General features: G+C 65.5%; 24 protein-coding genes. 11 read left to right on the top strand and 13 right to left on the bottom strand.

The window, feature by feature from the left end; all coding sequences use genetic code 11:
- Positions 1-79 precede the first annotated feature (79 nt).
- The 6 genes from VIM12_RS20935 to VIM12_RS20910 form a co-directional block, all read right to left on the bottom strand.
- The gene (locus tag VIM12_RS20935; protein WP_331944406.1) at positions 80-1,231 is read right to left on the bottom strand and encodes an N-acetyl sugar amidotransferase; all 1,152 of its coding nucleotides are present in this window, start codon (positions 1,229-1,231) and stop codon (positions 80-82) included.
- Complete coding sequence (locus VIM12_RS20930) at positions 1,228-1,986, bottom strand: AglZ/HisF2 family acetamidino modification protein (protein WP_331944404.1); 759 nt, start codon at positions 1,984-1,986, stop codon at positions 1,228-1,230. Before VIM12_RS20930 ends, VIM12_RS20935 begins: the two co-directional genes overlap by 4 nt.
- The gene (hisH, locus tag VIM12_RS20925) at positions 1,986-2,600 is read right to left on the bottom strand and encodes an imidazole glycerol phosphate synthase subunit HisH (RefSeq protein WP_331944402.1); all 615 of its coding nucleotides are present in this window, start codon (positions 2,598-2,600) and stop codon (positions 1,986-1,988) included. Before hisH ends, VIM12_RS20930 begins: the two co-directional genes overlap by 1 nt.
- A complete protein-coding gene (locus VIM12_RS20920; RefSeq protein WP_331944400.1) occupies positions 2,597-3,715 on the bottom strand; it encodes a glycosyltransferase in 1,119 nt (372 codons plus the stop codon). The genes hisH and VIM12_RS20920 overlap by 4 nt, the downstream gene beginning before the upstream one ends.
- A 226-nt stretch (positions 3,716-3,941) precedes the next feature.
- Positions 3,942-5,297 (bottom strand): hypothetical protein, encoded by a 1,356-nt coding sequence (locus VIM12_RS20915; protein ID WP_331944398.1) that lies wholly within the window; start codon positions 5,295-5,297, stop codon positions 3,942-3,944.
- A 162-nt stretch (positions 5,298-5,459) separates the two neighbouring features.
- Positions 5,460-6,053, bottom strand: a complete 594-nt coding sequence (locus tag VIM12_RS20910) for a hypothetical protein (protein WP_331944396.1) — start codon at positions 6,051-6,053, stop codon at positions 5,460-5,462.
- 293 nt (positions 6,054-6,346) lie between these two features.
- Here VIM12_RS20910 and VIM12_RS20905 point away from each other — a divergent pair, with 293 nt between their 5' ends.
- From VIM12_RS20905 to VIM12_RS20895, 3 genes are all read left to right on the top strand, one after another.
- The gene (locus VIM12_RS20905) at positions 6,347-7,894 is read left to right on the top strand and encodes a hypothetical protein (protein WP_331944394.1); all 1,548 of its coding nucleotides are present in this window, start codon (positions 6,347-6,349) and stop codon (positions 7,892-7,894) included.
- Positions 7,891-9,147 (top strand): glycosyltransferase family 4 protein, encoded by a 1,257-nt coding sequence (locus VIM12_RS20900; protein ID WP_331944392.1) that lies wholly within the window; start codon positions 7,891-7,893, stop codon positions 9,145-9,147. Before VIM12_RS20905 ends, VIM12_RS20900 begins: the two co-directional genes overlap by 4 nt.
- A 389-nt stretch (positions 9,148-9,536) precedes the next feature.
- Positions 9,537-10,766 carry a nucleoside recognition domain-containing protein gene (locus tag VIM12_RS20895; RefSeq protein ID WP_331944390.1) on the top strand — a complete coding sequence of 410 codons (1,230 nt, stop codon included), beginning with the start codon at positions 9,537-9,539 and terminating at the stop codon, positions 10,764-10,766.
- 48 nt (positions 10,767-10,814) lie between these two features.
- Here VIM12_RS20895 and VIM12_RS20890 read toward each other — a convergent pair whose 3' ends face one another.
- A complete protein-coding gene (locus tag VIM12_RS20890) occupies positions 10,815-11,039 on the bottom strand; it encodes a hypothetical protein (RefSeq protein WP_331944388.1) in 225 nt (74 codons plus the stop codon).
- 122 nt (positions 11,040-11,161) lie between these two features.
- A complete protein-coding gene (locus tag VIM12_RS20885) occupies positions 11,162-13,543 on the bottom strand; it encodes a penicillin-binding protein 1A (protein WP_414691819.1) in 2,382 nt (793 codons plus the stop codon).
- A 272-nt stretch (positions 13,544-13,815) separates the two neighbouring features.
- Between VIM12_RS20885 and VIM12_RS20880 the strand changes: the two genes are divergently transcribed.
- From VIM12_RS20880 to VIM12_RS20860, 5 genes are all read left to right on the top strand, one after another.
- A complete protein-coding gene (locus VIM12_RS20880; protein WP_331944386.1) occupies positions 13,816-14,526 on the top strand; it encodes a phosphoribosyltransferase in 711 nt (236 codons plus the stop codon).
- On the top strand, positions 14,523-15,014 hold the full coding sequence (locus VIM12_RS20875) for a CBS domain-containing protein (protein WP_331944384.1): 492 nt from the start codon (positions 14,523-14,525) through the stop codon (positions 15,012-15,014). The genes VIM12_RS20880 and VIM12_RS20875 overlap by 4 nt, the downstream gene beginning before the upstream one ends.
- A 122-nt stretch (positions 15,015-15,136) precedes the next feature.
- On the top strand, positions 15,137-15,730 hold the full coding sequence (locus VIM12_RS20870) for a hemerythrin domain-containing protein (protein WP_331944382.1): 594 nt from the start codon (positions 15,137-15,139) through the stop codon (positions 15,728-15,730).
- Between the two features lie 18 nt (positions 15,731-15,748).
- Positions 15,749-16,609, top strand: coding sequence for a YihY/virulence factor BrkB family protein (locus VIM12_RS20865; RefSeq protein WP_331944380.1), 861 nt, complete (start codon positions 15,749-15,751; stop codon positions 16,607-16,609).
- Positions 16,610-16,620: 11 nt separating this feature from the next.
- Positions 16,621-17,754 carry an acyltransferase gene (locus VIM12_RS20860; RefSeq protein WP_331944378.1) on the top strand — a complete coding sequence of 378 codons (1,134 nt, stop codon included), beginning with the start codon at positions 16,621-16,623 and terminating at the stop codon, positions 17,752-17,754.
- Here the strand turns inward: VIM12_RS20860 and VIM12_RS20855 are convergent.
- The 3 genes from VIM12_RS20855 to VIM12_RS20845 form a co-directional block, all read right to left on the bottom strand.
- Positions 17,724-17,969, bottom strand: coding sequence for a hypothetical protein (locus VIM12_RS20855; protein ID WP_331944376.1), 246 nt, complete (start codon positions 17,967-17,969; stop codon positions 17,724-17,726). The two genes, VIM12_RS20860 and VIM12_RS20855, sit on opposite strands and share 31 nt — an antisense overlap.
- A gap of 66 nt (positions 17,970-18,035) precedes the next feature.
- Positions 18,036-20,048: an acetoacetate--CoA ligase gene (locus VIM12_RS20850; protein ID WP_331944374.1), complete on the bottom strand. Its 2,013-nt coding sequence runs from the start codon at positions 20,046-20,048 to the stop codon at positions 18,036-18,038.
- Between the two features lie 39 nt (positions 20,049-20,087).
- A complete protein-coding gene (locus VIM12_RS20845) occupies positions 20,088-21,317 on the bottom strand; it encodes an MFS transporter (RefSeq protein WP_331944372.1) in 1,230 nt (409 codons plus the stop codon).
- Between the two features lie 214 nt (positions 21,318-21,531).
- Here VIM12_RS20845 and VIM12_RS20840 point away from each other — a divergent pair, with 214 nt between their 5' ends.
- The 3 genes from VIM12_RS20840 to glgP all read left to right on the top strand — a co-directional run bounded on the left by VIM12_RS20840 (position 21,532) and on the right by glgP (position 24,955).
- Positions 21,532-22,236 carry a YitT family protein gene (locus tag VIM12_RS20840; protein WP_331944370.1) on the top strand — a complete coding sequence of 235 codons (705 nt, stop codon included), beginning with the start codon at positions 21,532-21,534 and terminating at the stop codon, positions 22,234-22,236.
- A 56-nt stretch (positions 22,237-22,292) separates the two neighbouring features.
- On the top strand, positions 22,293-23,081 hold the full coding sequence (locus VIM12_RS20835) for a 4'-phosphopantetheinyl transferase family protein (RefSeq protein WP_331944368.1): 789 nt from the start codon (positions 22,293-22,295) through the stop codon (positions 23,079-23,081).
- Positions 23,082-23,230: 149 nt separating this feature from the next.
- Positions 23,231-24,955: an alpha-glucan family phosphorylase gene (gene glgP / locus VIM12_RS20830; RefSeq protein WP_331944366.1), complete on the top strand. Its 1,725-nt coding sequence runs from the start codon at positions 23,231-23,233 to the stop codon at positions 24,953-24,955.
- 29 nt (positions 24,956-24,984) lie between these two features.
- Here glgP and VIM12_RS20825 read toward each other — a convergent pair whose 3' ends face one another.
- Both VIM12_RS20825 and ribA read right to left on the bottom strand, forming a co-directional pair.
- The gene (locus VIM12_RS20825; RefSeq protein ID WP_331944364.1) at positions 24,985-26,247 is read right to left on the bottom strand and encodes a branched-chain amino acid ABC transporter substrate-binding protein; all 1,263 of its coding nucleotides are present in this window, start codon (positions 26,245-26,247) and stop codon (positions 24,985-24,987) included.
- Positions 26,248-26,294: 47 nt separating this feature from the next.
- On the bottom strand, positions 26,295-26,936 hold the full coding sequence (gene ribA, locus VIM12_RS20820; protein WP_331944362.1) for a GTP cyclohydrolase II: 642 nt from the start codon (positions 26,934-26,936) through the stop codon (positions 26,295-26,297).
- Positions 26,937-26,943 lie beyond the last annotated feature (7 nt).

Below are 26,943 nucleotides of genomic sequence, written 5' to 3'. Positions count from 1 at the left end.
CTCGAAAAATGAAGTGATGCGTCGGGAATGGGACCCTGCTGCTGTAACGCCAGGGCGGAGGCGCGGCCCGACTCCCTTGCTACCGTGGGTACAACTGATACTTCCGAAGGCCGTTCACCGAACGGCGCAGAAAATGCACGGCGCCGAACAGGTTGCGGTAGTCGCGGAAAGACTTCGGTTCCATCTGCATGATTTCGTCGAACTTCTTCGGCGTCAGTCCGAGTTTCTTGATCACATAGTGCATGTCCTCGAGCTGAAGGTCTTCCCGGTACGGTGGGCGCGCGATCTCGGCGAGCGCCTCCTGCCGCGTCATCTGCCCGGAGTTGATGAGGTCGGAGAGATGGCCGTAGCGCTTGTCGACACCGAACTTGCGCGGCAGGACGTAGCCCTGGTAAAAGCGGGTGTAGATGGACTCGAAGTGCTTGCCGCCATAGTCTTTCCAGCCCAGCTTGTTCTTCAGCAGTTCCTTTGCCTTTTCCTTGTCGTAGTCGACGTAGTTGAGGATCGAGACAATCCTGACCCTGCGGACGAGATTCACATAGAACAGGTAGGGCAGGCTGAAATGCGGATAGGTGCTGAGCCGCACCGTCCCGAAACGGCGGTGCACGTCGCGGATGTAGCGCCAGTCGGAGTGACCGTATGCCCACCCCGGCACGCTGATCGACTCGGTGGCGAAGTTCATCCCGGAGATGATATAGCGCACGCCGCGCCGGGCCGCTTCCCGCCACAGCAGGGCGCTGATCGCGTGGTCGGTCGGGATTTCGCCGTCCGGCGTGGACGCCCGCAGGAAGGCAATCTGTAGATCCCGGAATTCCTCCCAGTCGACGACATGCGTGTATAGCTCGATGTCGAGGTTGCGCAGCACCCGCTCGATGTTGCTGACGGCCAGTTCGGAATCCCAGCCATTGTCGAAGTGCACAGCCAGCGGGCGCAGTCCGTACTGCTTGACGACGTAGGCGACGTACGTGCTGTCGACACCGCCGCTGACGCCGATGATGCAGTCGTAATCGCGTCCCTTCCCTGCCGCCCGGATCCGGGCGGCCATGGCTTCCATCGCCCGCCGCCCCGATTCTCCACGCAGCACCCGTGAGCTGACCAGCTGGTCGTACCGCAGGCAGTGATGGCAGATGCCGCTGTCGTCGACGACGATGTCGGGGTCCGCCACCGTATCCATGATGCAGCGCTTGCACGCCTGGTATCCCGGCCTCGCGTCCAGTGCGATTGACGTCATTTGAAGAGCTCCTCCAGATCCTGGTAGTTCGGATAGGTGATCAGTACGGCCTTGTGCCGGCCATGGAAGACGAACAGGCTTCCGGCCGCCGCTGCCGATGCTCCGCGGTCCACCGCTTCGCGCAGGTGGCTCAGCTTGCCTGCCCCGCCGGCAGCCACGACCGGTATCGACACGGCCTCGGCCACGCGGGAAACCAGGGCAAGATCGAAGCCCTCCATCGTGCCGTCGCGGTCGATTGCGTTAAGCAGTATTTCGCCTGCCCCCAAGCGCTCCATCTCCTGGGCATGCGCGACCGGATCGCGCTTGGTGTCGGTCCGGCCGCCACGCACGCATACCGAGTACCTGCCCATCCAGTTGCGCCGCACGTCGATCGACACGACCACGCCGGAGCTGCCCGCGAGCCCCGCAGCCTGGGACACGATGTCGGGTTGCTCGACGGCGATGGTGTTGAGGATGACCTTCTCGACGCCTAGCGCGTACAGGCGCTTGACGTGATCGATGTTGCGGACGCCGCCGCCGTAGCCGAACGGCATGAAGGCCTCGCTTGCAATGTCGGCCAGCAGGTCGAAGTTCGGTCCGAGCTCGGCTGCCCTGCTGCCGATATCGAGGAAGACCAGCTCGTCGACCTCCTTCTCGTTGAAGATGCGGACCGCGTTGATGGGGTCGCCCACGTAGCGCGCCTCATCGAACCTGACGGTCTTGACCAGTCCGCCGTTGCGCAGCAAAAGACAGGGAATCACTCGGGCGCGTAGCATCACATTTCCACAAAGTTGCGTAACAGGCGCATGCCGAACCGGTGGCTCTTCTCCGGATGAAACTGCACCCCCATCACGTTCCCGCGACGGACGATGGCCACGAACTCGCTGCCGTAGCTGGCCTCGGCGAGCACGTCGATCCGGTCCTCGCACACCAGGTGATAGGAATGCACGAAATAGAAGCGCGACCGGTCGTCGAGCCCCGCCAGCAACGGCGCTCCCTCCTTCCTGATACCGATCTCCTGCCAGCCCATGTGCGGCACCTTCTGCTTGCTGCCCGTCGCGAAATGGAAACGCCGGCAATAGGCGTCGACCAGACCCAGGCCGGTGCGTCTTCCCTCCTCGCTGCCACGGCCGAGCATCTGCATGCCGAGACAGACCCCGAGCAAGGGGATGCCGTCGCCGGCCACCCGGCTTCGGATGGCGTCAGCCAGTCCGCGCTCCTCCAGCGCCGCCATGCCGTGGTCGAATGCGCCCACGCCGGGAAGAATGATCTTGCGGGCGCGCAGGACGGCCTCCGGCGTCGAGGCGAGTTCCACTTTCGCGCCGATCCGGCTGAGCATGTTCTGCATCGAGCCGCGGTTGGCGACGCCATAGTCGACAACGGTGATCATGCCCCCACCTCGCGCATTCCAGGTTGGTTCTTCGCCTGCGGCCGGAACCCGAGCGTCTCGAGGTAGGTGGCCGCCAGCTTCCGGTGCTGTTGCTCCCAGCAGAGTTCGTCGCGGGCGCGCTCAATGGCGGGCAGGAAGCGCTCCCGCGGCGTGCCCATGAGGCTGACCGCGGCGGCCCGGACCGCCTCCGCGGTGCAGGCGGCGGCGACCGCGCCGATCTGGTAGCGCTCGACGAGCGCTCGCTGCTCCATGGTGGGCGATACGATCACCGGCTTGCCTGCCATCGCGTACTCGAACAGCTTGTTCGGCATGCAGAACTCGTGGCTGAGCGAGGTCGGCTCGATGACGGACAGGCCATAGTCGGCGGAGGCGGTGTATGCGGGCAGCTCGGCTGGGGGCACCGCCGGGTGATAAAAGATGTTGTGGTACCGGGCGGTTTGCGACGCGAACCATTGCGCCAGCGGTCCGTAGCCCATGACCACCAGTGCCGCCTTGTCGCCGAGCGCCGAGAATGCGTCCATGAGGATGCGTATGCCCCGGCCCTCGCCGATGACACCCTGGTAGAGGAAGACCGGCGTATCGTCGGCGATGCCGAAGCGGTCGCGAAGGAGACGGGAGCGGCCGGCGTCGGAGCGTACCGGGCAGTTGTACAAGACCGTGGTATTCGCGAGTCCGTACTCCCGCCTGTACCACTGCTCGATCGCATCCCCGACGAAAATGCAGTGATCGGCCTGACCGATCAGCGCCTGTTCGACGACCTTGGTCAGCCGCTTGCGCAATCCACGCAGGCCGTTCGCCTCGGACTCCAGTTCGTGGGCATCGTAGATGATCCGGGCGCCGGTCGCTCTTTTCAGCGCGACGCCGAGCGGCAGTGTGGCAATGCTGTGGCAATTGATGCAAGCGAGCTTCTCGTTGCGGTAGCGGGCAAAGATGGACGCGCTCCAGCCCGCGGTCTGTCCCACCTTGCGTGCGAGCGAGGCACCTGCTCCACGGGTTCCGATGCGCAGTATCCGTATCCCCGGCGCCACCGCCTCCTGCACCGGCAGACCGGGCCTGCCTGCGCCGACCAGGTCGATGCGTTGGAACAGCCCCAGGCTGTTCAGGGAATTCGCCACGCGCAGTATCCGGCTTTCATTCAGAAACGGCGATGGATACAGATGCAGATTGATCATGAGCGGCGTCGATTATCGGGCTGGCTTCGTCGGAGCGGCGGCGGCACAAGGTTCGGAGAATCCGTCCCGGATCTTGTGATCACCCGCCGCTGGTTCACTATGAGTATATGGACCGGCGTCAGGAAAATAAGCATCGAATTTAGATAGCACCGGCCCGCTTCCGGCGTGCTCAATTCATTTTTTCGATGCGCATCCAGGATGCTTCGTCCGGCAGGGCGAGGCCGCCCGGCGCGCCCTGCGCCGCCCGCGAGGACGGTTGAGATGCCTCCGAGCGGCGCCGGCCATCCGGCGCGTCCTTCGCACTGTCGGTGGCCGTCCGATAGCGTGCATAAGCACCGAATGCGGCGGGAAGCGCAAGGTAGGTGAAGTCCTTGACGGTGCACACGAGAAAGAGCGTGACGACGAGCAGGCACAAGGCGGTGGCATACTCCCCGGGCAGCGCGCGATCCTTCTCCCTTGCGAGGTCACGCAAGAGCAGGACGATCGGCACCAGCATGAGGAGCACCAGGTAGAGAAATCCGGGCAGTCCGAGATCGACCCAGGCAGAGAAGATGTTGTGTGCGTAGGACCCGGGTCCGGCAATGATGAAATAACTGGAGTAATCCCCCATCAGCGGGTTGTCGGCGATGGTCCGCTGCGCCAGGTGCAACATGTCGCTGCGGGAGTCCCAGGACGATGAGTTGGAAAGATCAAGCAGTTCCAGTGTCCTGTTGTTCGGGTACATGGCCGCGAGATGCTTGATGTGTGCGCCGAACAGCAGGTAGGTTGCCGCCACGATGAAGCCGATGAGTGGAAGCCTTCGTTTTGCCCGCACGATCTCGATCAGCGCAATCGCGATCACGGCCCCGACAAGCTCGCTGCGCGCGCCATTGAGGAACAGCACCGGAAGACAGACCGCATGCGCAAGCAGGCGAACCAGCGGCGAGTTAATGTGCGGCACCACGACCAGCTGGGCCATCAGGTAGGAACGCGCGAATCCCTGATAGGTGACGATAGTCGCCGTATCGCGGACCGCGACGACATCGGTCAGGTTGAAGAAGCCGTTGGACGACATGCTGAAGACGATGGTCGCCATGCCCGCGAGTCCGAGGAGCACGGCGAACTTCGCGATGTCGCTGCCGAAATGGGCGGAACGGAAGATGATGTAGACGCTGACCCACTGCAGGATCGCCACCATATGCTCGTACACCGGTTCATAGGCGGTATCCGTCGCATAGTTGAACGCGACGACGAAGAAGAAGTAGACCAGAAAGCCAAAGACGGCAAGATCCGTCCCCGAGAAGAAGGATGGATCGCGCCAGAGCCGATAGAGATAGCAGAAGAGCAACGCGGGCAGCATGGCGAGCGCCATCGGCGAAAAGAAACCGCCGAAGACAGCTGGCATGTATCCGATACCGACCGCCGAATGATAGAAGAAGAAACCGGGGAAAAGCACAAGGAAGCCGGCGAGCACGACTAGTGACGCCGGATCGCCGGCAGTCGCGTCATGCTGCTTTGCGAACCGTGTCAGTGTGTGTGCGCTCATGGTGGGCGTGGGCTGCAAAATCTCACCATATCACCGGCGCCCGGGATAAAAAGTAGAGCATTTCGATGCACGTTCCTGGTTCCAGGCGCATTTGCCGGGTGCAATCGATATGTGTCCTCGAGGAATGAACGCCCGTGCGGAACCGCCGCCCTGCCCGCGCCGCTATTCGTACGGGCTCTCCTTGCCCGACAGGTGGAGCGCGGTCTGCACGATCCAGAGCTTGGCGACGCCGGGTTCCGCATGCCACATGAGTACAAACACCAGCACGCCGCCGAGCGACCGCCAGCGTGCCGCAGACGCGTTGCTTATCGACGGCCGGCGGCGCAGCACCGCAAATGCCGCAGCGGCGCCAGCCAACCATCCTCCGACTGTTTCCGACACGCTGTGGTACTCGAAGAAGACAAGGAAGACGCCCATCCCGACGCTTGCCACGGCCCCGCCGAGCCCGCCGGCGGTACGCCTGTCCGCGCGCAGCGCATTCATCAGCATGTAACCGGCCATCGGCAATATCGCGGCGGACAGCATGGCATGCCCGCTCAGCGCATTGAAGGCCAGCGACGGCACGTGCCATCCCCATGCCATGTAGATGACCTTCGACCCGGCCACCAGGAGGCAGGCGGTGGAAAATGCCAGTGTCCAGGTGATGGCGATTTTCCACGCGCCGCAGGCGGCGAGCCAGGCGACGATGGCCATGGCAGCGGGAAGCATGACGGCTGCGTCACCGAGATAGGCGACGATGCTGGTCCAGTGCGGCATCTGTAGGTCCTTGCTGTAGCCGCCGGCGCGGCGGGACGTTGCATCGTTCGAACCGGCAGATCGGTTCGACGGGCATCGTTCTGATTTTGCGATGGATCCGCTCGCATCCCACATGCGGCCGCGGCGTCCCGGGTTGCAGTTTGAATTAGCTCAAGCTCCGCGTATTTGGATTTCGTCAAACTGCACTGGCATTGATGCTTCTACCTGCCCCGTACCGGCACTGCAAGCGCACCCGGCGCATGCAGTGCAGCACCGGATCCGCGCTTCGCTTTGCAACATCGGGACGCACCGTGATGGACGACAGAAAACACCGCCAAGTCCTCCCCGCGATCCTCGCCTGCATTCTTCTGATCGGCGGACCAGGGGCAGCCGCGGCGGAGGACCACGCCGCGGATTTCGCTTGCGGCGGCCGGGTCGAGTCCGAAACATGGGCGCTCTGGGACGACAAGGTGCGCGCCGGCTTCGAACGGGAGATGCTGCGCGAAAGACTCCTGGAACAAGGCGACACCTATGCGCTGTACGACCTCCAGCTCTATTCCCACAGCCTCTGGTCGATGGCCGGGCAGTGCAACAGGGCCGAGCGCCTGCGCGAAGCGGCAGCGCTTGTCCGCGCCGCTTACACCGCACTGCAGCCGGTGCCGGGTGCGGGACGCGGCTGGATCTGCAAGGGCGGAACGATCTGCGCGGAGAACGCGCTCGTCGATACCGAAGTCAAGCTGGTGAGTTTCCAGTTTCTCGGGCTGGCATCGTTCATTGCGAACGCACTGGCCAGGTCGCCGGCCCCCAGGACGCCGGAGGACAGCGCCTTCATCGACGAGACCGTGCGCATCGTCGTTGAACACATGGTGCGCTGGGCAAGCGATTACGAAATGCACCGGCTGCAGATGGTAAGCAATGCCCGGCTTTCCGAGATCAGGAAGGACGACTCTTTCCTGCTTTTCTCCGATCAGGATCTCTGGCAGCTGACCATCTACGCCGAACTCGCCGGCCTGCTCCAGTCGCAGGCGCGCCGCCACAATGCCGGCATCGACGTCGATCCGCGCATCAGGCCGCATCTGAACGCATTGTTGAAAGCGTTTGCCGCACGCGTATCGATGCAGCGGACTTCCGCCGGACGGATGCCGAACGTCGACATGGCCGACCTGGACCGGGGCTACTGGGCGCGCATGTCCGCCAACAGGTTTGCCGGGTACGAAGGCGCCGGCAAACCTGTCGAATGTTCGCCCGTCCCGCGGCTGCGCATGCCGGCGCGCCTGGTGGCGCTGCGCACGGATACGGGCTGGGATTTCAGCCATGCCCGTCGTCTCGTGCAGGCGCTCGATGCGTTCGAGCGCAATCGCGCAGCGATGAAATCGGTCTTCGGGATCAGCGAGTCGCGGATGCCCAGGCCGAACCTGTCCACCGCCTTCGCGGCCACGCTGGTCAACCGCATCTGGAACGGCGACATGGTCCGCCCCCTCTTCGCAAATTACTGGAGCGGTGCGAACGGCTGGTTCGGCGCCCGCTACGACACCGATGCGGCCGCGTGCTCGGAAGGCATGACGCCGTACGCGATGACGGACACCTTTCCGACCGGCGGCTTCATTACCTGGTCACGGCGCATCCCGCTGATCGGCGCGCTCGGCCGCCGGCTGTATGACCTGACCCGCGCATCTGCGCCGGACGAGGCGAAATTCATCGATGACTTCTACCCGACGCTCGGCCGAAAGATCCCCGAGGAGTATCGGGCGCTTCACATGACGATGTTTCTGGCTTCCCTGGTCGGCGCGGCACAGCCGGCCGGCCCCGTTCCCGGCCCGGTCGGCACGACCGGCGGCCTGGCCTCCGTCGAAGGAAAATGATGAAACACGCCTGGATCCTCAACCACTACGCCCTCGCCCCGTCGGACGCCGGCGGCACGCGGCATTACAGCCTTGCCGCCCATCTGCGGTCTTACGGATGGGACGCCACCATCATCGCCGCCAGCGTGGAGCACAACAGCAACCGGCAACGTCTCGCGGCCGCCGAGCGCCAGCGCCACGAGGTACTGGACGGCGTTCCCTTTCTGTGGCTGAAGACGCCCGGCTACAAGGGCAACGGCGTGAGCAGGATGTGCAACATGCTTGCCTACACGGCGAGAGCGTTGTTGCCGCACTCGACCGGCGTCCTGCCCAGGCCGGACGCGATCATCGGTTCCAGTGTCCATCCGTTCGCGGCACTTGCCGGCGCCATCCTCGCGCGGCGCCACCGCGTCCCTTTCGTGTTCGAGGTACGCGACCTCTGGCCGCAAACGCTGATCGACCTCGGACGGCTGGATGAACGCAGCCCGATGACCTTGCTGCTGCGACGGCTGGAGCGCATGCTTTACGTGGAGGCGACGCGCATCGTGACGCTGCTGCCGCATGCGGCTGACTACATCGAAGGTCTCCGGGTCGATCGCCGGAAGGTCGTGTGGATTCCGAACGGGGTGGAATTGTCCGCGCGGGATCCGGCAGCGCCACGGCTGCGCGGGCCCGGCGAGCCGTTCGTGCTGATGTACTTTGGCGCCCACGGCAATGCAAACGGTCTTGAACACGTCGTGCGGGCGGTGGGCGAAGCGGCTTCAAGGCTGCCGCCCGGCGCCCTGCGGCTGCGCCTCATCGGTGACGGCCCGCTGAAGAACGACCTGAAGCAGCTCGCGGCGTCACTGCGCCTCGACAACGTGTCGTTCGAGCCTCCGGTGCCGAAATCCGCGATTCCCCGCCTTGCAGCCGAGGCGGATGCCTTCGTGATATCCGTGCTCGACCGTCCGCGGCTGTACAAGTACGGCATCAGCATGAACAAGCTGTTCGACTACCTGGCCGCGGAACGACCGGTGCTGATTGCGTCCGGCGCGCAGAACAATCCGATTGCCGAAGCGGGCGCGGGCATTTCGGTACCACCCGCCGACATCGATGCCCTCAGTAACGCGATCATCACGATCATCCGCACCCCGGACGAGGAACGGCACCGGATGGGTCGGGCCGGGCGCCATTTCGTGGAGTCCCACCATAGCTTCGGGCACCTTGCCGCCAGGCTCGCGCACACGCTCGACGCCTGCACGAATGAGACCGCAGCTACCGCGCAGCATGCCTGAAGCCCGTCCTGTCGCACGAAGACAAGGACCGCGGAGGCGCCCGCCGGGGCGGCAGATCGGCATGGAGGTCGTGTAGCTCTTGCGGCAGCCGCCTGCCGCCTGCCGCATCCCTGGTATCCCTGAAACCCATGGCGGGACTGCCGCGCGTCTCGGCGCCGAGGCGCGGACAAACGGACGTCCTTGTCACGCCGCATGGCGTGGCGTCACGGCGCGCAACGCGCGTATCTCACCACAATTTCCTCGATTCCTCCCCCTGCCCGCTTGCCAGGAAGATAGAATTTGCTGCCGCCACCGGACAAGCGGTTTGGCGTTCGAACCGCGGCAAGAAGGTCCACATGCGGCGCACGGGATGACGCACCGATTCGTACAGCAGAACACAGGAACATTGCATGCTTAGCACCATCTGGCTCGGTTTTTTCATCATTGCCGGCGCGAGCGCCGCGCTGCGTTGGATGGTTGGGGGGGATCCGGCCGTATTCGCGGCAATGGTCGAGAGCATGTTCGCCATGGCCAAGCTCTCGGTCGAGGTGATGATCCTGCTGTTCGGCACCCTGACCTTGTGGCTGGGCTTCCTGCGCATTGCCGAAAAGGCGGGACTGGTCGACATCCTGGCGCGCCTGCTGACCCCGCTGTTCCGCCGTCTGATGCCCGAGGTGCCCGCGGGTCATCCGGCCCTGGGCCTGATTACCTTGAACTTCACCGCCAATGCACTCGGCCTGGACAATGCGGCGACGCCGATCGGCCTGAAGGCCATGCGCGCCTTGCAGGATCTGAATCCGAAGCCGGACACTGCCAGCAATGCCCAGATCCTGTTCCTGGTGCTGAATGCCTCATCGCTGACGCTATTGCCGGTGTCGATCTTCATGTATCGCGCGCAGCAGGGTGCCGCCGATCCGACGATGGTGTTCCTGCCTATCCTGCTGGCGACGTCCGCCTCGACCCTGGTTGGACTGCTGTCGGTGGCGCTGGTGCAGCGGCTCCGGGTGTGGGATCCGGTCGTGCTTGCCTGGCTTGGCGGCGCCGCAATCATGCTGGGCGGAGTGATGACGGGACTGGCAGGCTTGTCGGCCGCCTCGCTGGCGGCGCTGTCGTCGCTGACAGGCAACCTGGTGATGTTCAGCCTGGTGCTGGGTTTTCTGCTGTTCGGCGTGCTGCGCGGGGTGAAAGTGTACGAAAGCTTCGTCGAAGGGGCGAAGGAAGGGTTCGAGGTCGCCCGCAACCTTCTTCCCTACCTGGTGGCCATGCTATGCGCAGTGGGCGTGCTGCGAGCATCGGGCGCACTCGACTATGCGCTGTCCGGCCTGCGGATGCTGGTCGAGACTGGCGGATGGGACACCCGTTTCATCGAGGCGATGCCGACGGCGCTGGTGAAGCCGTTCTCGGGCAGCGCCGCGCGCGCCATGCTGATCGAGCTGATGAAAACCGCCGGCGTTGACAGCTTTCCCGCCCTGGTCGCCGCCACGATACAAGGCAGTACCGAAACGACCTTTTATGTGCTGGCGGTGTACTTCGGTGCCGTCGGCATACAGCGCGCGCGTCATGCAGTGGGATGCGCGCTGCTGGCCGACGCTGCCGGTGTATTTGCCTCGGTTGCGGTCTGCTACTGGTTCTTTGGCTAGATCCGGCAGTGGCGGCAGCCGGCTGGCATCGCCGCCCGCGCCGTCGATTCAGTGTGCTTTAGACAGGATTACCAGCCAGCGGCGCAGCAGCAGCAGTTCAAGATGGCCCGCCTCGACGCCGGCGCTGCAGTCAATCAGCGGATTGACCCGGTAGTAGCGCTTGCGGAAATCCCGGCACACGAAGATCTCGCGCCGACCGACGCGCAGCAGGAACGAGGTCGGTGCGTACTCGACGCCGAAACGGGAGCCGACGGGTTGGTTCAGGTATGCCATGGCGAATCTCCTTTTCTTCAAACTGGTGGGTACGGGCGTTACTGTACCACAAGTACTGTACAAATCAACAGCATGGTTATCCGTACAGCAAAACACCAGTCCGAAGGCTCCCTCCACCGAAGTCAGTTGCCTCCGCGGTAAATGGACGGGTCCCATGTTTCTGCAGGCCGGGAAGGACGGGCAGGCGCGGGAGCCGGGGCAGGAGCCGGTGCAGGTGCGGCCGCTGGCCATCCGCCGAACAGGCGTTCAAGGAAACTGCGTACCGGACTGACGTCCACCGCTTCCACTGCCTGTCCCGAATTCTGGTATTCCTGGTACATCCAGTCGCCGTCCTGCTGCACCAGTCCGGGCGGCACCGCCCTCTGGACCGGGGGTGTCGCGCGCAGCGCGCCCCGCATGTAATCGATCCACATCGGCAGTGCAACCGTTCCGCCGAATTCGCGTCCGCCGAGCGAACGCGGCTTGTCGTAGCCCATCCAGGCCACGGCCACCGTGTTGCCGCCATAGCCGGCGAACCAGCCGTCCACCGAATCGTTGGTGGTGCCGGTCTTGCCCGCCAGGTCGCGCCGGCCCAGGCGCTGGCTGGCCGCATAGCCGGTGCCGCCGTTCACGACGTCGCGCAGCATGCTGTCCATCACGAAGGCATTGCGCTCGTCGAGCACCCGCTTTTCCTCCCTTGCGGCCTCTTCGGGCAGGTATTCGGTCAGCAGGTTGCCGCGCGCATCGGTCACCTTGCGGATCAGGTTGGGCGTGACCTGGTAGCCGCCATTGGCAAAGACGGCGTAAGCGGCCGCAAGCTGCAGCGGCGTCGTCGCGCCCGTACCCAGGGTGAGCGTGAGGTTCGCCGGATGGCGCGCCGGATCAAACCCGAACCTGCCCAGATATTCCTGGGCATAGGCTGGCGAGATCGCCTGCAGGATGCGGATCGAGACCAGGTTCTTGGACCGCTTGAGGCCGGTGCGCATAGTTACCGGTCCATCGTTGCTGCCGTCGTCGTTCTGCGGCTCCCACGCCTTGCCGCCGGCCTGCGCCGCGTCGACGACAAAGGGAGCGTCATTGACCATCGTCCCTGGCGACATGCCCTTTTCCAGGGCCGCGGAGTAGATGAACGGCTTGATGCTCGACCCCGGCTGGCGCCAGGCCTGGGTCACGTGGTCGAACTGGTTGAGGGTGAAATCGAAGCCGCCGACCAGCGCACGGTAGGAGCCGTCGCGTGCGTCGAGCGCGACGAAGGCCGCCGCGACTTCCGGCAACTGCGTGATCGCCCACCGCTTGCGCGCGTCCTGCACGACCCGGATCACGGATCCCGGCCGTATCCGGTTCTTCGCCTTGGCGCCGAGTGCGGCGGCGGCGAAGCGCAGCCCTTCTCCAGTGACTTCGACTTCCTCGCCCGAAAGCAGCTGCGCCCGCACCAGCTTCGCGGACGCCGCCGTCACCACCGCCGAGCGCAGCTCGTCGCTGTCCGGATGCCGCAGTAGCGCTTCCGAGATTGCCTGCTCACGGTCGTCCGCATCGCCGGTCAATGCGATCTGCGCCTCGGGGCCGCGGTAGCCGTGCCGCCGCTCGTACTCGAGCACGCCCTTGCGCACGGCGGCATAAGCGGCGGCCTGGTGGGCGCTGTCGAGCGTGGTGTAGACATTAAAACCGCGGGTGTAGGTCTCGTCCTTGTACTGCGCATGCATTGCCTGCCGCACCTGTTCGGCGGCGAATTCCGCGTGCGTGCTGAAGCGACGGCCCTCCTTGCGCACCACCAGCTTCTCCTGCGCTGCCTTGTCATACTGGGCCGGCGTGATATAGCCGAGCTCGCGCATGCGCTTGAGGATGTACTGCTGGCGTTGCCGGGCGCGGGTGGGATTGACGACGGGGTTCATGCTGGCCGGCGCCTTGGGCAGTCCCGCCAGCATGGCGGCTTCGGCAACGCTCAGCTGCTGTACCGGCTTGCCGAAGTAGACGCGCGCCGCGCTGCCGAAGCCATAGGCCCGTTCGCCGAGATAGATCTGGTTCATGTACAGCTCGAGGATCTGGTCCTTGCTCAGGCGGCGCTCGATCTCGTAGGAGAGCATGATCTCGTGGATCTTGCGCGCATAGGTCTTTTGGCGGCTGAGATAGAAGGTGCGGGCGACCTGCATCGTGATGGTCGATCCACCCTGGGAGCGGCTGCTGCGCAGGTTGGCGAGGCCGGCGCGGATGATGCTCGAATAATTGACGCCGTCATGCTCGTAGAAATTGTCGTCCTCGATCGCCAGCAGGGCCTTCTTCATGACCGCGGGCATTTCCGCGATCGGCACGAAATCCCGGCGTTCCTCGCCGAATTCGCCGATCAGGACATTGTCGGCGGTGTACACCCTCAGCGGAATCTTCGGGCGGTAATCCGTGAGGGCGTCGAGCGCCGGCAGGCTGGGCGCGACAATCAGGAACGCGTAGCCGAGCAGCAGCACGACCGCGAGCACGCCGGCGCCGACAACGATACCGGCAAATTGCAGCAGGCGCGCCGGCGCGCGCAATGCCTTGGTTTTCCTGGCCTGGGATGACCGCGATTTTCTCGCCACCTGGCTTTCCCCCTCGAGTTGACTTTAGTCCGCAACTGTAACAGGCCACGAATGGTTGCATGTAACGCGTTGTTACGACGCGCCCGACCAGGTGCGGCGGGGACACGTAATTTGTACATGGCGCGCTGTAAAAGCGCCCTGCTTCCGACCCGCTGGAGCGCAGCGTGCGCCTCTCCCGCTTGGCAGGCATCTTGCTGCCTCCGCCGGCCGCGGAGCGTTTGCACATCATGAGCCTGTCGCCAGTCCCCTTCCTCGATCGGCGCGACGCCGGACGCCAGCTTGGCGCGGCGCTGCAATTTCTGCGCGGCGCAGCACCGGTCGTGCTGGCGCTGCCGCGCGGCGGTGTGCCGGTCGGCTTCGAGGTCGCCGCCGCACTGGGCGCCGCGATGGATGTGCTGCTGGTGCGCAAGATCGGCGCCCCCGGCTCGCCGGAGGTCGGGATCGGCGCGCTGGTGGACGGCGACCCGCCGCTGCGGGTGCTCAACGAGCCGGTGATCGCCGCACTCCATCCGCCGGCCGCCTGGCTCGCACTGGAAGAGCGCCGTCAGCTGGACCTGATCGCGAGGCAACGCCATGCCTACTGCGGCGAACGGTCACGCCCGGTCGTGACCGGACGCACCGTCGTCGTCGTCGACGACGGCATCGCCACCGGCAGCACGATGCGCGCGGCACTGCGCGGACTGGCCCAGGAGCGTCCGGCGCAACTGCTGTTCGCGGTGCCGGTCGGACCTGCCGAAGTCGTCCGCTCCCTGTGCGAAGAAGCGGACGAGGGCATCTGCCTGCTGACACCCGCGGCGTTCCGGGCCGTCAGTCCGTACTACGAACGTTTTGACCAGACGTCCGACGAGGAAGTAATCCGTCTGCTGCATGCACTGCCGTCACTGCCCGTGCAGGCAGCAGTTCCCGTTTCATACAGACCAGACAGGAGGACCCCATGAGTACGACGATTTCCGAGATCATGACGCGCAACGTCACCGTTGTCGCGCCGGACGACGACTTGCAGCGCGCGGCGCAGATGATGCGGGACTGGAACGTGGGCGCCCTGCCCGTGTGCGACGGCCGGAAGCTGCGCGGCATGATCACCGACCGCGACATCACGATCCGCGCCACCGCCGACGGACGCGCCCCGCATGACTGCCGCGTGGCGGAAGTGATGAGTCCTGAGGTGCGGTGGTGTTTCGAGGATCAGACGGTGGGGGAAGTGCTGCAGGAAATGGGCGACGAGCAGGTACGCCGCATCCCCGTGGTCAGCCGCGACATGGAACTGGTAGGCATGGTCTCCCTCGGCGATGTCGCCACCCGCGACAACATGAACGTGGACCCCACGCTTGAGGAAATTTCGGCACCGGGCGTGCCGAACAAGGCGTCCGCGGATGAGATGCGGCTGCGCCGCCCGCCCTCGGACCAGGCCGACGGCCGGTTCTGAACTTGCCGCCGCAGCGGCAGTATCCGTAGCGGCGGAAACTGCCGCGCGTTTCACCGTTCCAACCGGAGCGGGCAGCATCCCGTTGCCACAGGACTTTACTAACGACACTTCCGGAGGATGCAATGAAATCGATCACCGACACCTTTTCGCCCACCATCACCAACATGATCCGGATGGACCATACCGCCGTGATGGAGACCTTCCATCAGTACGAGATCGACTCGCGGCCGCAGACGAAGAAAGTGCTGGTCAGCACCGTCTGCCTGGCGCTGGAGATCCACGCCCAGCTGGAAGAGGAAATTTTCTATCCGGCCATGCGCACTGCAGGCGGCGATGCCGGTTTTCTCGACCGGAGCGTGCCGGAGCACTCGGAAATGCGGCGCCTGATCGCAAAGCTGCGGACGATGGAACCAGACAATCCCGACTATGACGATACCTTCATGGAACTGATGCGGGATGTCATGCACCATGTGGCCGACGAGGAAACCACGCTGCTCCCGCAGGCCGAACGCCTGCTCGCCGACCGCCTCGGCGAACTCGGCGCGCAGATGACGAGGCGGCGGGTGCAACTGGCCGCGCCGCGCGCCGGCGAGATCGCCATGAATACCGTGCGCGGATTCCCCACCAGCTCGATGATCGTTGCCGCCGGGGCCGTCCTTGCCGGCACCTATTTTGCAAAACGCGCCATGGGGCCGGCCACCGGGCGCCGTCACTGACTTGCGGAGACGACGCCTATGCAGACGCCGTCCAGCCGCCGCCCCGGACTGTTCGCCATCGCAAAGGAGGCGGTCCGGGACTTTTTCGACGACGACATGACCACCCATGCGTCGGCCCTCGCCTATCAGGTCCTGTTCTCGATTTTTCCCTTTGTTATCTTCCTGATCGCCCTGCTCGGCTTCCTGCACCTGTCGAGTTTCTTCGACTGGCTGCGCGCGCACGCGGAGATGGTGTTTCCGCAGCAGGCGATGCCGCAGGTGAACCAGGTGATCAACGACCTGCAGAAACAGCAGGGGGGCCTGCTTTCGCTCGGCGTGCTCGTCGCGCTGTGGAGCGCGTCCGCCGCGGTGCGCGCGACGATGAATGCTCTCAACGTTGCCTATGACGTGCGCGAGACGCGCCCGGCGTGGAAGCTGTATCCGCTTTCCATTCTCTACACCCTGGGCCTCGCCGTGCTGCTGATCGCGGCGGCAGTCCTGCTCGTCGTCGGCCCCCAGGCGGTGCAGTGGGTGGCACAGCAGGTCGGCCTGGAACAGGTGTTCGTCCTTCTGTGGGCATGGCTGCGCTGGCCGGTGGCCCTGTTTCTGATGGCGCTGGCGCTGGCGCTGATCTACTATGCGGCGCCTAACGTGCGGCACCGGTTCAGGCTGATCACGCCGGGGGCCGTGGTTGCCGTGCTGGTCTGGATCGGGGCATCGCTGGGTTTCGACTATTACGTGCGCAATTTTGCGGACTACAACGCGACCTACGGCAGCATCGGCACCATTGTGATCCTGCTGCTCTACTTCTTCCTGTCGGCAGCGGTATTGCTGTTCGGAGCGGAGGTCAATGCCGTGGTCGAACGGCAGAAGATTGCCTCATCGGAAACATTGCACTGAGACATGAGAGAATGGCGGCTTTCATTTCGCCGCCGTCTCTCGTGTCTCTTGCAGTCGACCGCCGCCTGAGCCTGATCGATGCCATCAAGGCCATCGCCTCCAACCTGATCGTCCTCCACCATCTTGCCTTCTACGGGCCGATGGCGGACCTTGCGCGACCGCTGTTGCCGGACCTGTTCGACTGGCTGGCCGCCGACGCCCGAATCGCGGTGCAGGCGTTCCTGGTCATTGGCGGCTTTCTCGCTGCGCGCTCGCTTTCATCCCGGGCGGCGATCCTGCCGCGCGCGCCGCAACTGCTGCTCAAGCGTTACCTGAAGCTGGCACTGCCGTTCATTGCGGCGATGGCGCTGGCTGCCGGCGCCTCCGCGCTGGCACGGACCTGGATGCAGCATGATTCGATTTCGGCTCCGGCATCGCTGCTTCAGTTTGCCGCGCATGCACTGCTGCTGCATGATGTGCTGGGCTATGAAGCGCTGTCCGCCGGCGCCTGGTACGTCGCCATCGACTTACAGCTGTATGCGCTGATGCTGGCCCTGGTATGCGCCTTCGGTTCGCCGGCCGCCGGCCAGCGCGCGCGATGGCTTGCGCCGCTCATGGTGTCCGCGCTGGCGGCACTGTCGTTATGGCAGTTGAACCTGGATCCGGGATGGGATATATGGGCGCCCTATTTCTTCGGCAGCTATGCTCTCGGCGCCCTCGCCTGGTGGGCCTGCGCGGACGGGTGCAGCAAGCGCGGGGCATGGACACTGACGGGCGTTGTCGTGGTGCTCGCGGGGAGCGCATTGCTGGTGGCGTTCCGCTCGCGGATCGCACTCGCGGGAACAGTGGCGCTGCTGTTGATCGCCGCCTGCCGCCTGCGCCTGTCCATCCCGGGAACGCAGTCCGCGGCGCTGGGCTTTCTCGGCAGGATTTCCTATGCGGTGTTCCTGGTGCACTTCCCGGTCTGCCTGGTGATCAATGCCGCATTCACCCGCTTCGTACCGGCTTCGGCACCTGCCCAATTCGCCGGCGTCGTGCTGGCGTGGCTGGCCAGCCTCGCGGCCGGCTACGCCTTCCATCGCTGGATCGAGATCCCGCTTGGGCGCCAGGAATTCTTCAGGCGCCCCACGCCGCTTCAGGGCAGCATCTCGTCGACCATCCGGTAACCCTTCGCAAAGCCTGCGGCAACCGCGGCCTCCCGGCTCGGGTAGTCGGCATCGTCGCCGGCAGCCGCGTTCAGCTCGCTCCCGGTGCTGCTGTCCTCGCCGGGCCAGCCGACGCGCACCGAGAAGTCCCATTGCCCGCCGTCGCGTGGCAATGGGGTGACATGGACTTCCATGCCTTTGTAGGTTTCGGTTCGCCAGTCCTGCGTGTTTGCCATGTCAGACCCGTCGTGATGATCTCCAGCCCATGGTATCGGCTGCGGCGGGACCGGCGTTGACCCATCTCATGCGGGCCCGGCACCTGCGGCGTCGGCCACTTCCTGCTGCGCGGCCCGCTGGCGGGCAAACTCGACGAAATAGGCGAGGCTGCCCGGGTTGCTCATTGCATCGGGACTCGCGACCTCGTCCACCCGCATCCCGAGCAGCAGCTTCTTCACCGGCAATTCCATCTTCTTGCCGCTGAGCGTCCGCGGAATCTCGGCGACGGCGAAGATCTCGTTCGGCACGTGGCGGGCGGACAGCGCGGTGCGCAGCGAGGCGGCGACCTGCTGGCGCAGCGCATCGTCGAGCACCGCACCCGGACGCAGCACGACGAACAGCGGCATGTAGCTTTCACGGCCGAGGTATTCGAGGTCGACCACCAGGCTGTCCAGCACTTCCGGCAACGCCTCCACTACCCGATAGATCTCGCTGGTCCCCATCCGTACCCCATGGCGGTTGATGGTGGTATCGGAACGGCCGTAGATGATCGCGCCGCCCCGCGGCGTAATGCGCAGCCAGTCGCCGTGCCGCCACCATCCCGGGTAGGTGCTGAAATAGCTGTCGTGGTACCGGCGACCTTCCGGATCGTTCCAGAAATACAGCGGCATCGACGGCATCGGCTTGGTCACCACCAGTTCGCCGACTGCGTCCTGCAATGGGTTTCCCTGCTCATCCATCGCGTAGACCGCGATCCCGAGGCAACGGCACTGCATCTCGCCCGCGTACAACGGCAGGATCGGGCAGCCGGCAACGAAGGCGGCGGCGATGTCGGTGCCGCCGCTGATCGAGGCGAGCAACACCGCCGGGCCGAACTGCCGGTAGATCCAGTCGAAGCCTTCCGCCGGCATCGGCGAACCGGTCGAACCAATCGTGTGCAGGCGGTCCAATCGCGCCAGGCTGCGCGGCTCGATGCCGGCTTTCATGCAGTTGGCGAAATAGGCGGCGCCCGCGCCGAACACGGACAGCCGGGCCTCCTCCGCGAATTTCCAGAGCACGCCGAGATCCGGGTAGCCCGGATTACCGTCGTAGACCGCGATCGTGGCGCCGACAAGCAGGCTGGTGACCTGGCTGTTCCACATGATCCAGCCGGTCGTGGAGAACCACATGAAACGGTCGTCCGGGCCGATGCCGTTGTGCAGGGCATGGCCCTTGAGCGATTCCACCAGGGTGCCGCCCTGGCTATGAACGATCGGCTTCGGCATGCCGGTGGTGCCCGAGGAATACACCACCCACAGCGGGTGGTCGAACGGAAGCTCCTCGAAGCGCACCGCGCTGTCGTGCTCCAGCAGCTCCTGCCAGTTGCGGCTGCCTTCGATGCGGTTTTCCTTGTGCAGGTAGGGCAGCACCACCACCTGCTCCAGCGTCGGCAACGCCTGCTTCAGGCCACGCACGACATCCGTGCGGTCGAAGTCCTTGCCGCCGTAGCGGTAGCCGTCGACCGCAAACAGCACCTTCGGCGCGATCTGGCCGAAGCGGTCGATGACGCTCGGAGTCCCCATGTCTGGCGAGCAGCTCGACCAGATCGCGCCAATGCAGGCGCAGGCGTAGAACGCCACCACCGTCTCGGGAATGTTCGGCAGATAAGACACGACGCGGTCGCCGGGCTGCACGCCCATTGCGCGCAAGGCATTGGCGACACTGCCGACCTGCCGCCGGAGCTCGTCCCAGCTCAACTGCACGGTCGGCCGCAACTCGGACTTGCCGATCACGGCGGCGCGGGCCGCTCCCTCGTCGCCCGCATGGAAGCGGAACATCTGCTGCGCCAGGTTGATCCGCGCGCCGCCGAACCAGCGCGCGCCCGGCATCTTCTCGGCGTCGAGCACCTGGGCATAGGGTGCGAAGGACTGGATCTCGAAATACTGCCACACCGACTCCCAGAAATCCGGCAGGCGGTCCACCGACCACTGCCAGAGCGCGTCGTAGCTGTCGAAACGCAGCTGCTTCTCGCGCTGCAGCCACTGCATGTAGTCGTGCATGCGGCTTGCCGCGATACGTTCGGGGCTGGGGGTCCACAGGGGTACCGGCATGTCTTCCATCTTGCTGTCTCCTTGATTTTGTGACGATTGCAGGAGCCGCTATCGCGGCTTCGTTCTTCTTCTGAGGCCGGCGCTGAACGCCACGGCGACCACCAGCACGCCGGATGCCCCGGCCAGCATCACCCGGCCGGTGCCGATGCGCTCGACCAGCATGCCGGCGACGCCGACCCCGATCGACTGCCCCATGAAAAAGCACGACGCAAAGGCAGAGACGGCCGCGCCGCGGCGCTCCGGCGCCATCTGGGTGGCATGGATCTGCAGGGTATTGTGCAGCATGTAGAAGCCGAGGCCGGCGAGGAAACAGGCCGGCACCGCCCACCACCAGTCGTGGGCCAGGCCGATCGTGCCGAAGGCCAGCGCCAGCACGATGCCGCCCCACAGCGAAAGGCCGGTCTCCCCGAGCCGGCGCACCAGCGTCGCCGAGCCGAGCGCGAACGCGAAACCGCCGAGCCCGAACAGCATGACCATTGCGCCGGCGGCACCAAGCGACAGATTGAACTGATGATGGACATGGGACGCGATAAATGCGAATGCCCCGTACAGGAACGCACCTTCCAGAAAAACCGCAAGCAGCACGCGGCGCGCCCATCCCTGCGACAGCACCTGCCCGAATTCCGACAGCATGCGACGCCAGGCAGGACCTTCTGCCCGCTGAGTGTGCCGGGCGGAGGCCGGCAGGCGCCGGTCCAACCGCAGCAGCGCAATGCCGACGGCCAGGAAGACCAGCGCGACCAGCATGAACGGCAGGCGCCAGTTGCCGGCGTCGGCGGCCAGGCCGCCGACCAGCACGCCGGCCGCGAGGCCGAGGATCTGCCCGATCAGGAAGCGGGCCAGCACTGGCTGGCGCTGGTGGTAGGGAATCACGTCGCCGATCCACGCCATCGAAAGCGGGATGATCGCGGCCGCCGTCGCTCCTGCCAGAAGCCGTGCGCCGAGCAGGGGCCCGAAGCCCGGCGCCAGTGCGCACAGCAGCGCGGTGACCGCGCATGCCAGCGCCGCGCAGCCGATGACGAAGTACTTGCCGTAGCGATCCCCCACCGGGCCGAAAAACAGTTGCGACAGGCCATAGGCAATCGAAAACACGGTGATCACGAGCGAGGCGTCGCCGAGGCTGACGGCGAACCCGGTTGCCAGTTGCGGCAGCATGGGATCGGTCACGCGCAGGGAAACGCCGCTGCCGAAGGCGGCCAGGGACAGGAGGGGAACGGCAATGGCGGGGATCTGCGGAGCGTCGGTGGTTGATGCGGCGGCGGCTGCGTGGTCGGTCATGAGGGCACTGGAACGTCCGTTCCTCGTCCGGCGGGCGAGTTGAACGAATGTCATTCTAGAGGATGTGGAGAAATGCTTCAGGGGGCTGCCGAGCTGGATTTTCGGTGGCCGGATCAATAGAATCGCGGTCTTGCACGCGCGATCCCTGCGCACCTGAACTTCTGCCGTGCGGCGCCGTTCCATCACAAGTGGAACGCGCGCCCCGGCCATTCGCATGCACAAACACGATACCCTGTCCGGCCCCTCCGCCGCCGGCACCAGTCCGCAGCAGTCTACCGACGAGACCGTGCACGGCAAGCCCGCGGAGATTCCGCCGCCTTCATCGCTCTCCCGCCACAGCGCGCTCGAGGACGCACAAGCGCTGTTCACAGGCACCCTGCTGGTGTCGCTTGGCGTCGCCCTGCTTGGCAAGGCCGGGCTCATCACCGGCGGCACCGCCGGCATCGCCTTCCTGCTGCACTATCTGACCGGCGTCAGCTTCGGCAAGCTTTTCTTCATCATCAACCTGCCGTTCTTCCTGCTCGCAGTCAAAAAAATGGGCTGGCGCTTCACGCTCAAGTCCTTTGCGGCGGTGAGCCTGCTGTCGGCCTTTTCCGAACTGCTGCCGCAGGTGTTCCGGCTGGAACTGCTCCATACCATCTACGGATCGGTCATGGGCGGCCTGCTGTGCGGCGTCGGCCTGCTGGTGCTGTTCCGTCACCGCGCCAGCCTGGGAGGCGTCAATGTGCTGGTGCTGTACCTGCAGGAGCGCTACGGCATCCGCGCCGGCCTGGTGCAACTCGGTCTTGACGCGGCGATCCTGCTGCTGGCCATCCCGATGATCTCGTTCCCGGCGGCGATGATCTCGCTGCTCGGCGCGGCCATGCTGAACATGATCCTGGCGATCAACCACAGGCCCGGCCGCTACATGGCGGTCTGAGGCGCAGGGACGGCATCTGCCGTATGATTGCGCTACTTTCGCCGCTCCGGAATGCCATGCCCGCCGCCCCTGCCGCTCCCGCCGCCCATGATGTCCTGCTGGTTCCACGCGATGCCACGGCGCGCGCGGAACGGCCGTTCTCGGTCGTCCTGCCGGCACTGGCGCCGGACGCGGCTGTCTGCCTGGGCCTCGCCATCGACTGGCGCCACCAGGATGCCTTGCGCAGCTACGCGATGCAGCACACGCTCCCTGACGAGCACGCCCGGGCGGCCCGCTTCCCGCAGGCGGAGGACGGCCTGCGCAACCTGCTCGGACGCGCCCTGCTGCGCACCATGGCTGCCCATTACGGCGGCATGGATCCGAACAGCCTCATCCGCGTGAGCACCTGGGGCAAGCCGGAACTGGAAGGCTGCAGCGTGGGATGCAATATCAGCCATGCCGGCAACCAGCTGTGGGTCGCCGTGGCGTCGAGCTCGAGGGTAGGCATCGATGTCGCGTCCGCCTCGGCGGGCCAGGAATACCGGGACATCGCTGCCGGCTTCCACCCCGACGAAGTGGCCGCGCTGCGGCGCGCGACGGACGGCAGGCTGGCGACGATGCGGTGCTGGAACCGGAAGGAAGCCGTCTCGAAAGCCACCGGCCTCGGCCTCTCCCTGCCGCTGCGCGACTATGCGGTCGACTGCGGCGTCACCCCCTCGCACTGGCTGCGGCTGCCGCCGCCGAGGACCGCACGCAGCGACTGGACCACGGTGGACCTGCCGGTCGGCGACGGCTACGTCGGCGCGCTTGCGGTGGCAGGCAGGATTGCACGCGTGGACATTCTTCGGCTGCGGCTGCAGGACTGACCGGCGGGCATCCCGTTAAGGCGAGGCAATGCGGGCGGCCGCTGGCCATTGACCGACCTCAAAGGCACGGGCAAAACCGCGCGGCGGGCTTGTGCTTCCTTGTCCGGCCTCGGCATCCTGAAGCATTCCGCATTGCTTCCGGGATGGACATGACTATCACTCCGCTCGATGAATTCCTGCAGGTTTCCCGCGTCGCCTATTTCTCGATGGAGATCGCCCTCGAATCAGCGATTCCCACCTACAGCGGGGGCCTTGGCGTGCTTGCCGGCGACACGATGCGCTCGGCCGCCGACCTCGATCTGCCGCTGGTCGGCGTGACGCTGGTCAGCCGGGCCGGCTACTTCACGCAGGAGATTACCGATGCCGGCCGCCAGGTCGAGCATGAAAGCGCATGGGACCCTTCGCGCCATGCGCTGCCCTTGCCGGCCAAGGTGGCGCTCGAGATCGAAGGCCGCCAGGTGTGGCTGACCGCATGGCTGTACGTGATCCGGTCCCAGGTCGGCGGCAAGGTCCCCGTGCTGCTGCTGGACGCCGACCTGCCGGAGAACAGCCCCGAGGATCGCCGGCTCACCCATCACCTGTACGGCGGCGACAGCACCTACCGGCTGAAACAGGAGATGCTGCTCGGTCCCGGCGGCATGCGCCTGCTGCGCGCGCTCGGTTTTTCGGTCCAGCGCTATCACCTGAACGAGGGACATGCCGCGCTGCTGTGCCTGGACCTGCTCCGCAGGAGCAACGGAACCGGGGCGCGGCCCGCCGCCGCCATTGCCGCCGCCGCTGCCTACAACGTCGGCGCGGTACGTTCGCAATGCGTCTTCACCACGCACACGCCGGTGGAGGCCGGGCATGACAAGTTTTCGTACGAGCTGGTCTCCCGCGTCCTGGGACCGAACACCGACATCGACCTGCTGCGGGAGCTCGGCGGCGCGCAGCACCTGAACCTGACCCAGATTGCCCTGAACCTCAGCGAGTACGTGAACGGCGTCGCCAAGAGCCACGCCGAGCTGTCGCGACGCATGTTTCCCGGTTACCAGGTGCACGCCATCGGCAATGGCGTCCACCCCTACACCTGGGCCGCCGACAGCATCCGCCGCTTGTACGACAGTCAGTTTCCCCACTGGTGCAATGAGCCGGAGACGCTGATGCGCATCGACCAGGTGGACGGCGAGGCGCTGTGGAGCGCCCACCTCGAAGCCAAGCATGCCCTGCTCGCCCATGTGCGCCAGTCGCGCGGCGTGACACTGCGGCCCGACGTGATGACGATTTGTTTCGCACGCAGAATGACCGGCTACAAGCGGCCGGATCTGCTGTTCACCGACCTCGGGCGCCTGCGCGAGATGGCGCGGCGGCATCCGCTGCAGCTGGTCATTGCCGGCAAGGCGCATCCCCACGACGCCGACGGCAAGCGCCTGATCGAGGCGCTGCATCGCTATCTGGGCGAGCTCGGTGAGGCGGTGCGCGGCGTCTTCCTGCCCGGCTACGACATGGACCTTGCGCGGCTGCTGGTTTCCGGCGCCGACGTCTGGCTGAACACGCCGCTCCCGCCGATGGAGGCGTCCGGCACCAGCGGCATGAAGGCCGCACTGAACGGCGTGCCCAGCCTCAGCGTGCTCGACGGCTGGTGGATGGAAGGCTGCATCGAGGGCGTCACCGGATGGGGAATCGGGCAGGCAACGGCAGGCGAAGATCCAAGGTCGCACGCCTGGGAGTTGTATGACAAGCTGGAGTCGGTAGTCCTGCCGCTCTTCTACGGCAGCCGCGAAGGCTGGCTGCAGATGATGAAAGGCGCGATCGGCCGCAACGCGGTCCTCTTCAATACGCACCGCACCATGCGCCGCTATGCGGCCGAGGCCTACCTGCGCACGCGGTTGTAGGCACGGCCGGAACGCGCATTTGCGTCCGGTCAGTCGGGCCGGCGCATCCTGCAGGAGGTTGGCAGCGCTGTCGCTGCCAGCGGCAGGTAACGCTCGGTCTTGAAACCGAAGCCGCTGCCCTCGTTGTCGAACCGTATCCCGCCGTCCGCGACCTTGCGCATCACCGAGACGTACAGCGGCTGGATCAGCTGATGGTCGTCGGCGCGCATCGTCGCCTGGTGGAAGCCATTGTCGTAGCGCGCGCCTTCCAGCGCCCGGGCCACCGCTGCCGCGTCGGTCCCGCCCGCCTGCCGGATCGCGCCGGCCAGCATCTCGACCATCAGGTGCATGCGCATGTGCACATAGTCGTCCTCAGGCTTGGGATAGCGCTTGCGGAAATCAAGGTAGAAATCGTCGCTTGCGCGGCCCGCGCTTCCCGCGCCCGTATTCGGATGCCACTCCGCCACCGCCCGCACCCGCCCGACGCCCGCGTCGCCGATGGCGGCGGGCGCGCCGAGCCCGTTGCCATAGAAGGTGTAGAACTTGAGGTTCAGTCCCTGCTCGCGTGCCGCCTTCACCAGCAGGGTGAGGTCGTTGCCCCAGTTCCCGGTGATTACGGTATCGGCGCCGCTGGCCTTGATCTTCGCGATGTACGGCGCGAAGTCCTTGACCTTGCCGATCGGATGCAGCTCGTCGCCGACGATCTCGATGTCCGGCCGCTTGGCGGCCAGCTGCGCGCGTGCCGAGCGCGCGAGCTGCTGGCCGAAGCTGTAGTCCTGCCCGATCAGGTAGGCTTTCCTTGCGCCGCTGTCACTCCTGATCACCTCGGTCAGCGCATGCATGCGCATGTCGGCATGGGCGTCGAAGCGGAAGTGCCAGTAGCTGCATTTCTCATTGGTGAGCACCGGGTCGACCGCCGAGTAGTTCAGGAACAGCATGCGCTGCTGCGGCACGCGCTGGTTGTGCTTGTCGACCGCATCGATCAGGGCGGCGGCGACAGCCGAGCTGTTGCCCTGGACGACGAACGCGATCTTCTGGTCGGCGAAATGGCGCAGGCCGACCAGCGCGTCCTCGACGCTTTGCTTGTTGTCGAAGGTCACCAGGGCCAGCGGCCGCGCGCCGCCGGGCAGCGGTACGCCGCCGGCGGCGTTGATCCGTTCAATCGCAAACTGCAGGTTGCGCGCCACGGCCTCGCCGGCATTGGCGAAGGAACCGGACAGACCTTCGATCATGCCGATGCGGATGGGCTCGGCGGCGTGGCCGATGGAGGCGGCCAGCAGCAGGGCCGCCGGCAGGAATAGCTTCTTGATCATGGGGAAGAAACGTCAGGAGGACCGGTGGGTGAGGCCCGCCGGACATCTCACTCGAAATCGAACATGTGGCCAAGCTTCTGCTGCTTGGTGCGCAGATAGCCGATATTGTGCGGTGTATGCGGCGTGATGACGGGCACCCGTTCGTTGACCGTCACACCGTGGTCCGCCAGCTTTTTCATCTTGCGCGGATTGTTGGTCATCAGCCGGATGCTCTTGACGCCGAGATGGGCAAGGATGCGCGCGGCGACCTCGTAATCGCGGGTGTCCACAGGCAGGCCGAGCGCGAGATTGGCTTCCACCGTATCCTGCCCCTGGTCCTGCAACTGGTAGGCGCGAATCTTGTTCGCCAGGCCGATGCCGCGCCCTTCGTGGCCACGGAGGTAAAGCACCATGCCCTGCCCGGCCGCGGCAATCATGGCCATGGCCGCGTCCAGCTGCTCGCCGCAGTCGCAGCGCATCGAGCCCAGCACGTCGCCGGTCAGGCACTCGGAGTGCACCCGCACCAGCACGTTGTCGTGGCCGGCAACCTCGCCCTTGACCAGCGCCACGTGTTCGACCGTCTCGTCCACCGGCTGATAGACGTGGATGCGGAACTCGCCGTGGCGCGTCGGCAGCACCGACGAGGCCACATGGGCGACGATCTTTTCGGAGCCGGCGGCAGCCGTCTTCGGGTCTCCGGTGATGTTCATGCTTTCA

Origin of the sequence: Noviherbaspirillum sp. (genome assembly GCF_036563305.1) — a bacterium.
In the GTDB taxonomy this organism is placed as follows: Bacteria; Pseudomonadota; Gammaproteobacteria; order Burkholderiales; family Burkholderiaceae_D; genus Noviherbaspirillum.
Note: the sequence above shows the minus strand (reverse complement) of the source record. Positions and strands in the feature narration are given on the sequence as shown.

What these genes read in the sequence shown, in the direction of transcription:
- VIM12_RS20935 (WP_331944406.1), bottom strand. Translation starts at nt 1,231, where the DNA reads ATGACGTCAATCGCACTGGACGCGAGGCCGGGATACCAGGCGTGCAAG.
- VIM12_RS20930 (WP_331944404.1), bottom strand. Translation starts at nt 1,986, where the DNA reads ATGCTACGCGCCCGAGTGATTCCCTGTCTTTTGCTGCGCAACGGCGGA.
- hisH (WP_331944402.1), bottom strand. Translation starts at nt 2,600, where the DNA reads ATGATCACCGTTGTCGACTATGGCGTCGCCAACCGCGGCTCGATGCAG.
- VIM12_RS20915 (WP_331944398.1), bottom strand. Translation starts at nt 5,297, where the DNA reads ATGAGCGCACACACACTGACACGGTTCGCAAAGCAGCATGACGCGACT.
- VIM12_RS20910 (WP_331944396.1), bottom strand. Translation starts at nt 6,053, where the DNA reads ATGCCGCACTGGACCAGCATCGTCGCCTATCTCGGTGACGCAGCCGTC.
- VIM12_RS20905 (WP_331944394.1), top strand. Translation starts at nt 6,347, where the DNA reads ATGGACGACAGAAAACACCGCCAAGTCCTCCCCGCGATCCTCGCCTGC.
- VIM12_RS20900 (WP_331944392.1), top strand. Translation starts at nt 7,891, where the DNA reads ATGATGAAACACGCCTGGATCCTCAACCACTACGCCCTCGCCCCGTCG.
- VIM12_RS20895 (WP_331944390.1), top strand. Translation starts at nt 9,537, where the DNA reads ATGCTTAGCACCATCTGGCTCGGTTTTTTCATCATTGCCGGCGCGAGC.
- VIM12_RS20890 (WP_331944388.1), bottom strand. Translation starts at nt 11,039, where the DNA reads ATGGCATACCTGAACCAACCCGTCGGCTCCCGTTTCGGCGTCGAGTAC.
- VIM12_RS20880 (WP_331944386.1), top strand. Translation starts at nt 13,816, where the DNA reads ATGAGCCTGTCGCCAGTCCCCTTCCTCGATCGGCGCGACGCCGGACGC.
- VIM12_RS20875 (WP_331944384.1), top strand. Translation starts at nt 14,523, where the DNA reads ATGAGTACGACGATTTCCGAGATCATGACGCGCAACGTCACCGTTGTC.
- VIM12_RS20870 (WP_331944382.1), top strand. Translation starts at nt 15,137, where the DNA reads ATGAAATCGATCACCGACACCTTTTCGCCCACCATCACCAACATGATC.
- VIM12_RS20865 (WP_331944380.1), top strand. Translation starts at nt 15,749, where the DNA reads ATGCAGACGCCGTCCAGCCGCCGCCCCGGACTGTTCGCCATCGCAAAG.
- VIM12_RS20860 (WP_331944378.1), top strand. Translation starts at nt 16,621, where the DNA reads ATGGCGGCTTTCATTTCGCCGCCGTCTCTCGTGTCTCTTGCAGTCGAC.
- VIM12_RS20855 (WP_331944376.1), bottom strand. Translation starts at nt 17,969, where the DNA reads ATGGCAAACACGCAGGACTGGCGAACCGAAACCTACAAAGGCATGGAA.
- VIM12_RS20850 (WP_331944374.1), bottom strand. Translation starts at nt 20,048, where the DNA reads ATGGAAGACATGCCGGTACCCCTGTGGACCCCCAGCCCCGAACGTATC.
- VIM12_RS20845 (WP_331944372.1), bottom strand. Translation starts at nt 21,317, where the DNA reads ATGACCGACCACGCAGCCGCCGCCGCATCAACCACCGACGCTCCGCAG.
- VIM12_RS20840 (WP_331944370.1), top strand. Translation starts at nt 21,532, where the DNA reads ATGCACAAACACGATACCCTGTCCGGCCCCTCCGCCGCCGGCACCAGT.
- VIM12_RS20835 (WP_331944368.1), top strand. Translation starts at nt 22,293, where the DNA reads ATGCCCGCCGCCCCTGCCGCTCCCGCCGCCCATGATGTCCTGCTGGTT.
- glgP (WP_331944366.1), top strand. Translation starts at nt 23,231, where the DNA reads ATGACTATCACTCCGCTCGATGAATTCCTGCAGGTTTCCCGCGTCGCC.
- VIM12_RS20825 (WP_331944364.1), bottom strand. Translation starts at nt 26,247, where the DNA reads ATGATCAAGAAGCTATTCCTGCCGGCGGCCCTGCTGCTGGCCGCCTCC.
- ribA (WP_331944362.1), bottom strand. Translation starts at nt 26,936, where the DNA reads ATGAACATCACCGGAGACCCGAAGACGGCTGCCGCCGGCTCCGAAAAG.